Here is a 13147-nt window from a genome sequence, read left to right as displayed (position 1 = left end):
GGCAGGTCAACCTAACATTCGCTTAACCTGCATTTGCGGCTCCTCCGCAATGTCAGGTTGAAGCGGGTGTTAGAATATTTTTTAAGCTTTTTCTTCATTCAAAAAAAGTTCTATATCTTGTATATCATCTTTATCTTGCATTATTAGTATTTTTGGGCTGATAACTTCTTTTCGTATTTGGATATGAATTATTTTATTTTTATAAAGACTATATTCAATTGAATAATCTCCTGGTTTTGCATCAATTTTAATCGTGGAAATAATTGACCCAAGCTCAAAACCATTTTTGGTTTTTAACGGAACAATTATTTTTCGAATTATATCATTAATCTTTAAATTATCTTTTTCATTGATAAATATTTTAAACTCACCGTCTTCAATTGTATCAAATGAAACAGATCCTTTCCGGTATGCGAAACCTTGATTAAGGGATTTTGATGACCATTTATTATAAGGATTAGGCATATCGGCAACAAATATTGCAAGTTGCCTATAAAGTATATCCACTGTAACCATTTAACTATCTTAATCGCATGTTATAACGCTTTTTGTTTCAAGACAATCAAATAATATAGCAACTGAAATAATTACATAGTCACCAATAATAAAATCATTATAAATACTATCTAATTGTCCATAGAATATCATTCTACTTTTACATATCATATAACGAAAAATCATTTTCTTATAAAATTGTCCATTTTGCCACTAATTTTATCAGAAATTAAATATTTTCCCAGTCCATATGATTGTAATATTATTTTTTGCTCCGCGCGAAGCGTCATTCTAACGTCTCGCTTAACCTGCATTTGCGGCTACTCCGCAATGTCAGGTTGAAGCGAGTGTTAGACACTTTTATTTTATTTAACCGCTTATATTAACAATTGTGCTTTTAATTTTACACTATTTTGCTTTTTTTTACTATATTTAATAAATAAACTTAAAATTTTACTATAAAGCTTTATTATTTACAAAACTAAACTTTTATAAATAATATTATCTTAAAAATATAAGCTTATTCTTAACAATTAGACTTTATTTTTTAACCTATACAGCTTTTCATCATTAAATTTAAAAAATCAACAATTTTACTATAAGGCTAAAATTTTACTTTACTTAGCAAATAATTGTTATAAATACCCTGACCGTCCGAAGGACTTATAATTCATTGATTTCCTTAATAAGTTTTAAAATCCTAAGATAAAATTTTATTTTACTTACTAAGTTAATTATTATAATTACCAGACCGTCCGAAAGACTTTTATTTTGTCGATTTACTTAATGAGTTTTAAAATTCTCAGATAAAAGTTTTATTTTCCTTAATTAAGTAAATATTATAATAAAACACAACTTTATTCAGAGAACCTAAGCTTTTAATTTGGATTTTACGCTTTAATTTATAAAATAATACATACTATTTTTCACGGTTACAGTTTATCGTGCCGTAAGGCATCGGTCTAACATTCGCTTGACCTGCATTTGCGGCTTGTCCGCAATGTCAGGTTGAAGCGAGTGTTAGGTTTTCATTCTTCTACCCAATCTTCAATTTTCAAATCGGTTACTCTTGAAAATTCAGCCACATTGTGAGTAATAAGAGTCGCTTTTTGATATACTGCGGCGGCGGCAATAAGTAAGTCATTTGCACCTATCGGTGTACCTGCAAGCTCCAAATCTTTTCGGATTTTTGCATACTCATAAGACATTTTGTCTGTAAAATCCACAATTTCAAACGGTTTTAAAAATTTTTCCACTTTCTCTGTAGTCTTTTCCCTTGTCCGGCTTTTAAATGCGCCTAGCAAAAGTTCTCCTTTTACTACTGAAGAAATTTTTATCTCTTTCGGTGAAACCGACAAGAATCTTTCCCGAACAGATGGAAACTTGCCATTCATAAAGTAAATGCAAGTATTTGTGTCTATAAAATACATTAAAAAGTCTCTCGCTTTTCATGCTTTGGCTGATCAGGTCTGGTGAATGACGAATCAGCAACAGAACCGAACAAATCAGCCCAGCCCTCCGGATAATGCGGTTCTATTCTTTCCATAATTTTGCTTACGGCCCATTTTGAAAGCGACATTTTTTCTGCATGAGCTTCGTTTTCAATTTTGAGAAGCTGCTCTTGCGTAACATACAATGATAATTGCGGCATATTCGCACCTCTTATACACAAGTATAAAACATTTTATTACAAAAATCAAGTATATTTACAAGTATATTATAAAAACGGCGGGTTTACTCCGCCGTAAAGCTATCAACTAATCATTATTTATCTGTTGTTCTAAATAACGATTATTTCTTGCCCGAATTTCCGGAAGAAGAGCCTTTTCCACTACTTGGCGGATTATTTCCGCGATTACCGCCGCTTGGATTGCCTGTTGTAGACGGCATCCGTCCGCCTTCTCCTGCGTATGGGTTTCCAGGCTTTATTGTTGTTTTTGCCATAAAATCCTCCTACGATTTTATAAATTTATTTTTTGATCGAAATAAATGTTATAGGTCGGTTCCGCACCTGCCTGCCTTTAGGCAGGTCAATCTAACATTTGTTTAAGCTGTATTGCCGTACCTGAGCGAAACGAAGGTTTGGTGCGCGTTTTTGCGTAAGGAACGAGGCATAGCCGAGTGATAGCAAAAACACGAGCAAAAGGTAATGTCAACTTGAAACAATTGTTAGATTTTTTTTATATAATGATTTTTTATTTCATCACATATCTCTTTCTCAGAAACTGCTATAAAATCATTTATTGATTTCTCATATATATAGATTTTATTTTCTTTTCCTAATACATGCTCAAGCAGTGGTTCTATATACAAAATTTCATCAAGAGTAAATTCATGTGTATTTTCTTTATTTTTTAAATACTCTTCCGTTTCATTTCCATATAAAAATCTCCAGCCACTATCACTTTTTGATTCTAGTTCTTTAATCTTAATAGCGATATTGATCATCTTTTTTTTGAATGATTCATAACTGATAGTTCCTGTCGAGTTTAAATCATAATCAAGCTTTCCAATAATACAGGATATATTATATTTCATAAAACAAATATATTGTCCTTCTATTACATCACTATACAATGGTTCATTAAGCAACCTTCCACAAAAAATGTTTCCATCCCGTTCCTTTATTTGAACTATAAATCTTTCATTTATATTTTTGTTAGAATCAAAATATTCATAAAAAAGTTCGACCTTATCGTCTTTTTTTAAAGCATCAATATCCTTTTGCAAAGGTGCAGAAAATGATCTGTACTTTTTAGCCCGTATTTCGTCAATATTATGCAGGAAAAATGTTTCTGTCTTTTGTGGACATCCTGCTTTTCTATAAATCGAAATCATATCAGCTAACGATATACCATCATTTAAAGACACGTCCTCATCAAATAACATCATTTAAAGCTCCTTACGCCGTAAGGCATCAGTCTAACGGGGCGGCGGATAAGCTGCAAGAAGCGAGAAAGCCGAAAGGCTTTTGAGCTTCGCCGTCAGCTTAATTCGCGTGTTGGACGGCGCTATGCGCCGGACAACAGGCGGATGTTCCGCCGCCCCGTTGAACGGACGCACAGCGTCCGTTCAACATTCGCTTAACCTGCATTTGTGTCTTTGCCGAAGCGTAAGCGTTAAGGCAAAGTTGGCGCGAAAGTTGCATAAAAAAGGGAACTGCGTTAGCAGCGACCGCTTCCAGCAACTTTCGTGACAAAACAAATGTCAGGTTGAAGCGGGTGTTAGGTTTTATTTCCATAATAACGAGATTATTTTGAATTATTATATCTTCAAAATCTCTCAGACCAGCAATAATTATATGCTATACAAATCTATAGTTTTTATGTTAGCATATTATGAACTGATTTTACAAATACAAAAAAAGGGTTACATCATAAGAGAATCCATACAAATTTAGCTTAACTGGATTCTTCATAAATGTTACCACAAGATATTTTTAATCACATCTGAAACAGTTTCAATGTTGATATTTCTCTTTTTGCAATAATTTGTATTCAACCATTCATGTAACAATCTATTTCCTTTACTGGAATTACAAGCACGACAACAAATAGCAATATTATTTTCAGAAATATTTTTCACATCGTTATCAATATGTTCTATTGTTTCATCTGTGTCAAAACTCTTGCTGCAATAAACGCACTTATTATCTCGATTGCGTATTTTTTCTTCCAAATCGGCAGGAATATTGTAGTTATTCATATAACGCTTCTGTATCAAGCTTTTTGCATCACCAAACCGGCAACAAGTAAAATAGCTATCTGTCCAACTACAACTCCGATACATGGATACCCAACATACATTTTAAACAAATATGTTATAGGATTTCTTGTAAAAACGGTAACTCGTTTATGCCATGCACTTACAATCATGAGAATAGCAAACGCTCCTATAATACCAGAAAAAAATGCTAGTACTGCAAGTCCAAAATGTCCTTCAAGCAATGGACGGGCAGTAAATATTGCATATTTCCATTCGAAAAAATAAACAACCAAAAAAGAATAAATTGCACTCACCACAAGTTTCGGAATAAAGCTCAAGAAAGCTTTACCTTTCTTTTCTTCATTTGACATAAAATTTCTCCTATAAATTTATTTTTTGGTCGAAATAAATATTATAGGTCGGTTCCGCACCTGCCTGCCGCAAGGCAGGTCAACCTAACATTCGCTTAACCTGCATTTGCGGCTACTCCGCAATGTCAGGTTGAAGCGAGTGTTATGCTTTATTTCTTCTTTCTAAATAAAGCTTTTTTCCTTTATTATCCAAACACCATAAAAACTTACCATTTGTTGCGTTACAATTATTACATTTATAGAAAAATTTCTTCTTAAATAATGTTTTCTTAATTTTTGGAATCACTAATTTATTACATTTCTCACAAAAACTCATCTTAAAAAAATTATCAGGCACTTTCTCTTTATATAGTTCTATATCCAATAAGATCTTTTCTTTTATATAATCACATAAATTATCTTTATTTATGTCGTATTCGTAATAAGCAATTCCATCTTCAAGTAAATCAACCGCATCACCAAATTCAACCCATTCCCAAAATCGTTCATCATTTGTCTGATAATACATTTTTTCTAATATTGTAAGTGCATATATCGCTTCAATTTCATCATTATGAATTTTTCTACCTAAATAGCATAAAAAATTATAGTTAATATCTTCATTTATTTTAACTACTTTAAGTTCATTAATTACAGCAAAAAAATATTTATTTATACTATCATAATCATCTGAATCTAAGCCTGCTAAAATATATATGTTTTCAGATTCAATTTTTTTATCTAACAAATAGAAAGCAAAATTTATGCATTCATACCATTTATTTTGAAGTTTAGCAGCAGAATAATTTTCTTTAGCAATTTTTTCTATTTCTTTCAATTTCAATTTTAATACATTCCCTTCATACCAAGCTTTTAGGCTTGTGAGCATAACGCCCTTTCGACCCTTCCTCATTATATCACAAAAATCAACAGCTTGCAATCTAAACTGCCGAAGCCAACACACCAAATCTTTTTATATAATAGAAGCATAACAACTGGTTGTACCGCAGCGGGCTCGACCCGCTGTCGGCTACGAACCTTTGTTATGACAAATTATATTTCTTATACAGAATCAGATTTCTTATACAGAATCAGATTTCTTATACAGAATCAGATTTCTTAAATCATTTTTTCTTTATGAAGATTCTGTACAACCATTAGAAGCGTATGCCTCTATTATTATACTTTTCCTAAGCGGCGTAAAGCCGCGTACTATCGCTTCTTCGTCCAAGCCCTAAAGTTTAATTTTATTTTTTAATCGAGCTTGACTCGATTAAAAAATATACCATGCTAATTATTTTCAAAGTAATCGGTTCTTTGTTCAACCCACCTTAATTTTATTTTAGCCATATTTACTGATTTTATATTATAGGTATATTCTTTAACTATAATTTCCCCGCCATTTTTTATGTAATAATCATAGATTATAAAATCAATATCAGACAATCCATCTTCATATGAATTTATTATATCTCGACCAACCGCAATAATTCTGTTGTCTCTTACCCAGCAAAATGAATCTATTCCTTTTAAACTCCCGAAAAAATCTATGAAAAGTAAATTTTCATTTTTATCAAATATTCCGAAAGCTGAGTCAGGTTCTCCATAAATTGAATATTTGCCACTTTTATTCTTTTCAAGACTTGCGTATATATCATAATAAGCAAATTCGTTTCCAAAGTAATTCCATTTTTTTAATACAGGATATAAACGGTTTTTATATGATATTGGTGCATCCTGATTAAGAATGGAACGTTTTTCGGAAAATTTAAAGTTTTCGATTTTAACATTTTTATCAATGGATTGAATTTCAAATATCCACCATTTTAATTCTGGTGGAAATGGAAAATCCTGAGCGAAAAGATTAATATTTAAAAACCCAATTAATAATATTATAAAAAGTTTTTTCATATATTTTTTCTAAAAAGGGCAGGCCAGTGCGCCTGTCGTCATAACGGGGCGGCGGATAAGCTGCAAGAAGTGAGAAAGCCGAAAGGCTTTTGAGCTTCGCCGTCAGCTTAATTCGCGTGTTGGACGGCGCTGTGCGCCGGACAACAGGCGGATGTTCCGCCGCCCCGTTGAACGGACGCACAGCGTCCGTTCAACATTGTTTTAAACCGCAAACGGGCAAGTCCCGTTTGTCGGCTTTGAAAAAGGTGTTATGTGATTTACTCCTCAACAAAAAAATCTGTATCAATTTTACAGATTTTTATTATATCCTTTACTGTTACTCCTGCTTCATACTCTATCATTAAATCTGTTAATTTTTGACCATCAATTAAAATAACAGTTGCATTACTAGTATTATTGGCATAATTTATAGCTTCTTGTGAAAAGAAAGCAGTAGTAATAAAAATTCCTTTTTTTGCTCTTTGACCATCTAAAGCCCCAACAAATTTTTGAATCTCCGGTCGACCAATTTTAGAATCTTTTTTCCATCTTTTTGCTTGAACATATATTTTATCAAGTCCAAGTTTATCTTCTTTTATTATTCCATCAATTCCTTCATCTCCAGATTTTGAAGTAATTTCACCATTATTGAAATCAGAATCTCCATAACCCATTTTTATTAATAAATCTACTACTATTTCTTCAAATTTATATGGGGATGCATCTTCTATATTTTGAAGCAGAATTTTGGATAATTCCTGATTAATTCTTTTGTGACCTTCTTCAACTAACTCATCAGGTGTTTTATCCTCTGATATTTCTAATTCTTTTTCTTCATTTTTAGGAGCTTTTTCTCTTTCAAATAAATTTTTATCTGGGTTTATTTCTTTTAAGAATTTTATTGTTATTTTTTCTGGTGGATTTTGTAATACCGTTTTTCCTAATTCAGAAATTTTATATTTTCCTCGTTCTGGACTTTCAATTAATCCACCTGTTCTTAAATATGAAATAGACCAAGCAATTCTATTATAATAAAGCAACTGTTTACCATTTGGAGTTTTTTCATTTTTTTCATCATCTGTGATTTTAAAATATGAAACTGCCACATCTCTAATAGAATTAGAATTATAAATTTTTTCATCATTCATCTGTTTTAATAGAGGCAACATTGCTGTTTGAAAATCCGGTATCATTTAATTCTCCTTTTTTATGCTAAAGTGCCCCACGCGGGCATCCACATAACATTCGCTTAACCTGCTTTGCGGCTCGTCCGCAATGTCAGGTTGAAGCGGGTGTTAGACACTTTTAGTTTATTTAATCGCTTATATTAACAATTATGCTTTTAATTTTACACTATTTTGCTTTTTATTACTATATTTAATAAATAAACTTAAAATTTTACTGTAAAACTTTATTATTTATAAAACTAAACTTTTATAAATAATATTATCTTAAAATTATAAGCTTATTCTTAACAATTAGACTTTATTTTTTAACCTATACAGCTTTTCATCATTAAATTAAAAAATCAACAATTTTACTATAAAGCTAAAATTTTATTTTCATTAACAAATAATTATAATAATTACCAGACCGTCCGAAGGACTTTTATTTTGTCGATTTCCTTAACGAGTTTAAAATACTTAGATAAATTTTAATTTTCCTTAGAAAATAATTATTATAAACACAGACCGTCCGAAGGACTTTTAAATCGTCGATTTCCTTAAAAAGTTTAAAAACACTCAGATAAAACTTTATTTTCCTTAGAAAATAATTATTATAAACACAGACCGTCCAAAGGACTTTTATTTTGTTGATTTCCTTAACGAGTTTAAAAATCCTCAGATGAAAGTTTATTTTTCCTTATCAAAATAGATATTATAATAAAACAAAACTTTATTCAAAGAACCTAAGCTTTTAACTTGGGTTTTACGCTTTAATTTACAAAAAAATACACACTACTTTTTCAAAGTTGCAGTTAATTGTGCCGTTAGGCATCTGTCTAACGGGCGGCGGATAAGCTGCAAGAAGTGAGAAAGCCTTTAGGCTTTTGAGCTTCGCCGTCAGCTTAATTCGCATGTTGGACGGCGCTGTGCGCCGGACGACAGGCGGATCTGCCGCCGCCCGTTGAACGGACGCACAGCGTCCGTTCAACATTCGCTTAACCTGCAAACGGGCTCAGTCCCGTTTGTCAGCGTTGAAGCAGGTGTTAGGCGTTTTTATCTACACAGCCAGCGTTAACTCCGTAATAATTCGAGCCATATTTGCAAAATCGTCATCATCATGTAGAAGCGGAATATTATTTTCAATCGCAGTTTCTGCAATCAGCAAATCTACCGTACTACAAATTGTAACACCTTTTCTACGACAACGGAAATTCAACCAAGCAGCATTTTCAAAGGATTGAATACCGAGTTTTAGCGAATACAACGGTACATCAATTAAATAAGATTTCAAAATAGCAAATTCTTTTTCGTCTTTTGAACCTTGCAAAATCTCTTGATAAATAAATTCATTGATACAAAAATGCTTTTGTTCCTCAAGCAATTTTTCAAAATATGCTGTACCGACCGTTTCCCTGCCACGAAAAAAGTTTATCAGCACAGAAGTATCTACTAAAACCATTAAGAACTCCGCATTGCTTTATAGTCATATCCATCAGCAAACTGAATTTTACCCTTTAGGTCGGCAAGAGTACGATTTCGCTTTTCAGAGGAACATTCAATTGTTTCCATATATGAAATAACCATTCGTGCCTGTTCGTTATCAAGCATTGCAAAATAATCCATCGCTTTTTTTTAAGAGCTGTTTCTACCATCAACAACCTCCTTACCGCCTATGATTATACTATTATTCTGATAATTTTTCTACTATAATTACCATAACATAAAAAAATTACAGGAATGCATCGCTGCTCTGCAATCTTTAGCACATTTCTCGTGTATATTTACTTTTATATAATTTTTTTACAATGCAATTTTATCTTTTTTATAGCCCAATCATAATGACTTGAAGTCGTACTTACAAAATATGAACCTAAATCAGTTGTTCCTGTCCATGAAAAATATTTTTTCGTAAAAAGCTCTTCATTTGAATATTTCTCAGCCAGTGCAAGAATTTTTTTATGACTTTCCGCTAGCATTGCTTTTGCACTTTCAAGACTTGTATTCTGATGCCGTTTCCAAAACATGACATTCATTGCTCCATAGGTTTTCCAAGAATACTCATCCGGCAAAAACGGAATATTACTTTTTCCGTCAGCATTATTTTCTATGAATTTCAACATAAGTTGATGCCATTCATACAAATGAATCAGAACATCTCTAACATTTTTATCGCGCTCCCAATGAGCTTCTTTTTTGCTTTTATCGCCGGAAAAATCAAAAAGCGTGTTCATTTGATTTTCAGTCATTTTAGAAATAATATCCATCAATTTTGAATAATTTTCCGCTGCAAATTTAAGCAAATCATCTTTATTTCTTGCCCGTGCCATATTTACTCCTATCCCAAAGCAGCTCTAGTAGAGCTGTCCGTCTAACATTCGCTTAACCTGCTTTGCGGTTCCTCCGCAATGTCAGGTTGAAGCGGGTGTTAGACACTTTTATTTTATTTAATCGCTTATATTAACAATTGTGCTTTTAATTTTACACTATTTTGCTTTTTATTACTATATTTAATAAATAAAAAACTTAAAATTTTACTATAAAGCTTTATTATTTGCATATATAACTTTCATATTACTTAACGCATATACTAAAAACTATTTATTTAACTATAATTCTATATTATTTACAAAACTAATCTTTTATAAAATATCATAGGCTTATTCTTAACAATTAGACTTTTTTTAGCCTATACAGCTTTTCATCATTAAATTAAAAAATCAACAATTTTACTATAAAGCTAAAATTTTACTTTACTTAGCAAATAATTATAATAATTACCATGACCGTCCGAAGGACTTTTAACTCGTCGATTTCCTTAAAAAGTTTAAAAACACTCAGATAAAAGTTATTTTTCCTTAGAAAGTAATTATTATAATTACCAGACCGTCCGAAGGACTTTTAACTCGTTGAATTCCTAAACTAGTTTTAAAATTCTCAGATAAAAGTTCTATTTTCCTTATCCAAGTAGCCACTATAATAAAACACAACTTTACTCGAAAGAACCTAAGCTTTTAATTTGGGTTTTACACACTTTAATTTACAAAAAACACGCACCATTTTTTCAAAGTTGCAGTTAATTGTGCCGTAAGGCATCTGTCTAACATCCGCTTAACCTGCAAACGGGCTCAGTCCCGTTTGTCAGCGTTGAAGCGGGTGTTAGAGATTTTTTCATACTCTTCATCAATTTCTTTGGCAATAGCTACAAAACTCTTATGCACTTCACGTAAATAAAACAGATAAATTCTAGCATCTGTTCCATTCATAAATTTATCGTTCTTTTTGAGATAGCCTTCAACCTTTTCAAGCGCATGATTATATTGATTCCAATCGCACTCTATGTATTCACTAAATTCCTTCCGCTCAATTAATTTCTGTTTAAATTCATCATAATGTTGTTTTACGCAATTCAACATGCTTAATGCAAAATCATCTTTTACATAATCTGAAGAATATAAACCTTCACCAATTTTTTCAAAATAGTACCTCATGTTGTCTGGGAATACATTTTCCATTTTATTTTCCTTATATTGACACTTATGTTTGGTATCCAGTTCAATTAAATATTCTGATAATGAACTAATTATGGTATTTATTTCAATCGCTTGCTTTTTTATCAATTCTACCAATTTAACTGTGATAAATTGGTCTCGTTTCTTTACCTGATCGGTTTTATATAATTCAAATCCGAATTTTGATAATGTTATTCTTGAAATATATCCATAATACACACCCTCTCTTCTTTCCAGCTTGGTTGGGTGACCTATTGAAATGTTTCGTAAATTACGGATTTCTCTAAATACATCACATACTTTGGTCTCGACATTAAAACATTCTGTTAAATTAATTACTGCATCTTGCTGTGTAAACAGTGCTTGGAGAATACCATATGTATACAAGTATTTTCGCCCAATATCTTTTGGATATTTCTTACTAAGATAACTTTTAATAGCTAATATAGTATCATTAATTACATAAAGCGAACTACAAATTTGATTCCACAAATTATAGTCTTTGATAAGCTCATCTTGGTATCTACTGGTATTAATATATTCATAAACAAATTCTAATTTTTCTGTAGAGCTATCAAGATATTTAACAATTATTTTGTTATCAGTCATATATTTCTCTTCTGCCGCGCCGAAGGCGTCGCTCTAACTTCTCGCTTAACCTGCAAACGGGCTCAGTCCCGTTTGTCAGCGTTGAAGCGAGTGTTAGGTCTCTATTTTATGGAATATTTCCGCTATATAGTCTATAAATATAATATACTATGTTAATTATGAATATGCACCCACTGACTTTTTGATATGCCTTATTATTCTTCCTTTCCCCTAAAACCATCAGTATTGTTGCAATACACAATGGAACTCCCATTATATTATAATCACAATAATTTTTTATATCACTCTTTAATAAACTAATCATTGCCCGTGTAACACCACATGTAGGGCAAGGGCATTTAAATAACGCTCTTACTATACAGGTCATATTATATAGTTCTTATTTGTAAGGCCAACTATTTATAGTTGGCCATTTTTTTATAATATTTGCATTAATGCATTGTAATTATAGTCCTTTGTTTTTCCGCTAATCTGTATCACATCTATTAGCCAAAGAACTCCACACAATCCTGCTGTCAATAATTTCAGAATTCCCATCCCGGTATTACCCAGCATAAATCTATCAACGCCAAATTCGCCAAGAAAAATACTTATAAGTAACATTGTTGTGGGATCTTTCATCTCAACTGAACTTATTGTAGCATATCTTGAATCATCGATAGTTGCCATTTTTTCCCGAATAATTGCTGCTTTTTCGCTAGGCAATTTTTTCCCATTTGATACAAAAAACATATCAATTTTATTTGCGTCCATTCTGGACCTCCTATAAATTTATTTTTAAGTCGAAATAAATGTTATAGGTCGGTTCCGCACCTGCCTGCCGTAGGCAGGTCAACCTAACGCCCCGCTTAACCTGCATTTGTGTCTTTGCCGACGCGAAGAGTTAAGGCAAAGTTGGCGCGAAAGTTGCATGAAAAAGGGAATTGCATGAGCAATGACCGCCTTAAGCAACTTTCGTGACAAAACAAATGGCAGATTGAAGCGGGTGTTAGACACTTTTATTTTATTTAACCGCTTATATTAACAATTGTGCTTTTAATTTTACACTATTTTGCTTTTTATTACTATATTTAATAAATAAAAAACTTAAAATTTTACTATAAAGCTTTATTATTTGCATATATAACTTTCATATTACTTAACGCATATATTAAAAACTATTTATTTAACTATAATTCTATATTATTTACAAAACTAATCTTTTATAAATAATATTCTCTTAATATCATAAGCTTATTCTTAACAATAAGACTTTATTTTTTAACCTATATAGCTTTTAATTACTAAATCTTTAAAAATCAAACATTAAAACTTTAATTTTACTTACTAAATTAATTATAATAATCACCATGACCGTCCGAAGGACTTATAATTCATTGATTTCCTTAATAAGTTTTAAAATCCTAAGATACAAGATTTATTT

16 protein-coding genes are annotated in these 13147 nt (G+C 31.6%); all 16 read right to left on the bottom strand.

Annotated features, from left to right (window positions below):
* Positions 1-81 precede the first annotated feature (81 nt).
* A complete protein-coding gene (comJ, locus tag E4O01_RS04030; protein ID WP_253687609.1) occupies positions 82-516 on the bottom strand; it encodes a competence protein ComJ in 435 nt (144 codons plus the stop codon).
* 1007 nt (positions 517-1523) lie between these two features.
* Entirely contained in the window at positions 1524-1925 is a 402-nt protein-coding gene (locus tag E4O01_RS04025) for a type II toxin-antitoxin system tRNA(fMet)-specific endonuclease VapC (RefSeq protein ID WP_256484111.1), read from the bottom strand.
* Positions 1925-2146, bottom strand: coding sequence for a hypothetical protein (locus tag E4O01_RS04020; RefSeq protein ID WP_253694566.1), 222 nt, complete (start codon positions 2144-2146; stop codon positions 1925-1927). Before E4O01_RS04020 ends, E4O01_RS04025 begins: the two co-directional genes overlap by 1 nt.
* A 140-nt stretch (positions 2147-2286) precedes the next feature.
* Complete coding sequence (locus tag E4O01_RS04015; protein WP_253694565.1) at positions 2287-2439, bottom strand: hypothetical protein; 153 nt, start codon at positions 2437-2439, stop codon at positions 2287-2289.
* 225 nt (positions 2440-2664) lie between these two features.
* Positions 2665-3387 (bottom strand): immunity protein Imm33 domain-containing protein, encoded by a 723-nt coding sequence (locus E4O01_RS04010; protein WP_253694564.1) that lies wholly within the window; start codon positions 3385-3387, stop codon positions 2665-2667.
* Positions 3388-3918: 531 nt separating this feature from the next.
* Positions 3919-4200 carry an HNH endonuclease gene (locus tag E4O01_RS04005; protein WP_253694563.1) on the bottom strand — a complete coding sequence of 94 codons (282 nt, stop codon included), beginning with the start codon at positions 4198-4200 and terminating at the stop codon, positions 3919-3921.
* Positions 4201-4214: 14 nt separating this feature from the next.
* Positions 4215-4571 (bottom strand): hypothetical protein, encoded by a 357-nt coding sequence (locus E4O01_RS04000; protein ID WP_253694562.1) that lies wholly within the window; start codon positions 4569-4571, stop codon positions 4215-4217.
* A gap of 142 nt (positions 4572-4713) precedes the next feature.
* Positions 4714-5490, bottom strand: a complete 777-nt coding sequence (locus E4O01_RS03995) for a hypothetical protein (RefSeq protein WP_253694561.1) — start codon at positions 5488-5490, stop codon at positions 4714-4716.
* Positions 5491-5840: 350 nt separating this feature from the next.
* Positions 5841-6461, bottom strand: coding sequence for a hypothetical protein (locus E4O01_RS03990; protein WP_253694560.1), 621 nt, complete (start codon positions 6459-6461; stop codon positions 5841-5843).
* Between the two features lie 257 nt (positions 6462-6718).
* Positions 6719-7633 carry a restriction endonuclease gene (locus tag E4O01_RS03985; RefSeq protein WP_253694559.1) on the bottom strand — a complete coding sequence of 305 codons (915 nt, stop codon included), beginning with the start codon at positions 7631-7633 and terminating at the stop codon, positions 6719-6721.
* A 1030-nt stretch (positions 7634-8663) separates the two neighbouring features.
* Positions 8664-9065: a type II toxin-antitoxin system VapC family toxin gene (locus E4O01_RS03980; protein ID WP_253694558.1), complete on the bottom strand. Its 402-nt coding sequence runs from the start codon at positions 9063-9065 to the stop codon at positions 8664-8666.
* Positions 9065-9229 carry a hypothetical protein gene (locus E4O01_RS03975; RefSeq protein ID WP_253694557.1) on the bottom strand — a complete coding sequence of 55 codons (165 nt, stop codon included), beginning with the start codon at positions 9227-9229 and terminating at the stop codon, positions 9065-9067. Before E4O01_RS03975 ends, E4O01_RS03980 begins: the two co-directional genes overlap by 1 nt.
* Positions 9230-9393: 164 nt before the next feature.
* On the bottom strand, positions 9394-9933 hold the full coding sequence (locus tag E4O01_RS03970) for a ClbS/DfsB family four-helix bundle protein (protein ID WP_253694556.1): 540 nt from the start codon (positions 9931-9933) through the stop codon (positions 9394-9396).
* A 798-nt stretch (positions 9934-10731) separates the two neighbouring features.
* A complete protein-coding gene (locus tag E4O01_RS03965) occupies positions 10732-11724 on the bottom strand; it encodes a hypothetical protein (protein WP_253694612.1) in 993 nt (330 codons plus the stop codon).
* 106 nt (positions 11725-11830) lie between these two features.
* Entirely contained in the window at positions 11831-12091 is a 261-nt protein-coding gene (locus E4O01_RS03960) for a DUF2752 domain-containing protein (protein WP_256484110.1), read from the bottom strand.
* 50 nt (positions 12092-12141) lie between these two features.
* A complete protein-coding gene (locus tag E4O01_RS03955; RefSeq protein WP_253694609.1) occupies positions 12142-12477 on the bottom strand; it encodes a TM2 domain-containing protein in 336 nt (111 codons plus the stop codon).
* Positions 12478-13147 lie beyond the last annotated feature (670 nt).

Source organism: Treponema sp. OMZ 790, from assembly GCF_024181285.1.
Lineage (GTDB): Bacteria > Spirochaetota > Spirochaetia > Treponematales > Treponemataceae > Treponema_B.
Note: the sequence above shows the minus strand (reverse complement) of the source record. Positions and strands in the feature narration are given on the sequence as shown.

Bases quoted from the DNA above. Each gene is read 5' to 3' on its own strand.
- comJ (WP_253687609.1), bottom strand. From the start codon at position 516: ATGGTTACAGTGGATATACTTTATAGGCAACTTGCAATATTTGTTGCC.
- E4O01_RS04025 (WP_256484111.1), bottom strand. From the start codon at position 1,925: ATGTATTTTATAGACACAAATACTTGCATTTACTTTATGAATGGCAAG.
- E4O01_RS04020 (WP_253694566.1), bottom strand. From the start codon at position 2,146: ATGCCGCAATTATCATTGTATGTTACGCAAGAGCAGCTTCTCAAAATT.
- E4O01_RS04015 (WP_253694565.1), bottom strand. From the start codon at position 2,439: ATGGCAAAAACAACAATAAAGCCTGGAAACCCATACGCAGGAGAAGGC.
- E4O01_RS04010 (WP_253694564.1), bottom strand. From the start codon at position 3,387: ATGATGTTATTTGATGAGGACGTGTCTTTAAATGATGGTATATCGTTA.
- E4O01_RS04005 (WP_253694563.1), bottom strand. From the start codon at position 4,200: ATGAATAACTACAATATTCCTGCCGATTTGGAAGAAAAAATACGCAAT.
- E4O01_RS04000 (WP_253694562.1), bottom strand. From the start codon at position 4,571: ATGTCAAATGAAGAAAAGAAAGGTAAAGCTTTCTTGAGCTTTATTCCG.
- E4O01_RS03990 (WP_253694560.1), bottom strand. From the start codon at position 6,461: ATGAAAAAACTTTTTATAATATTATTAATTGGGTTTTTAAATATTAAT.
- E4O01_RS03985 (WP_253694559.1), bottom strand. From the start codon at position 7,633: ATGATACCGGATTTTCAAACAGCAATGTTGCCTCTATTAAAACAGATG.
- E4O01_RS03980 (WP_253694558.1), bottom strand. From the start codon at position 9,065: ATGGTTTTAGTAGATACTTCTGTGCTGATAAACTTTTTTCGTGGCAGG.
- E4O01_RS03975 (WP_253694557.1), bottom strand. From the start codon at position 9,229: ATGGATTATTTTGCAATGCTTGATAACGAACAGGCACGAATGGTTATT.
- E4O01_RS03970 (WP_253694556.1), bottom strand. From the start codon at position 9,933: ATGGCACGGGCAAGAAATAAAGATGATTTGCTTAAATTTGCAGCGGAA.
- E4O01_RS03965 (WP_253694612.1), bottom strand. From the start codon at position 11,724: ATGACTGATAACAAAATAATTGTTAAATATCTTGATAGCTCTACAGAA.
- E4O01_RS03960 (WP_256484110.1), bottom strand. From the start codon at position 12,091: ATGACCTGTATAGTAAGAGCGTTATTTAAATGCCCTTGCCCTACATGT.
- E4O01_RS03955 (WP_253694609.1), bottom strand. From the start codon at position 12,477: ATGGACGCAAATAAAATTGATATGTTTTTTGTATCAAATGGGAAAAAA.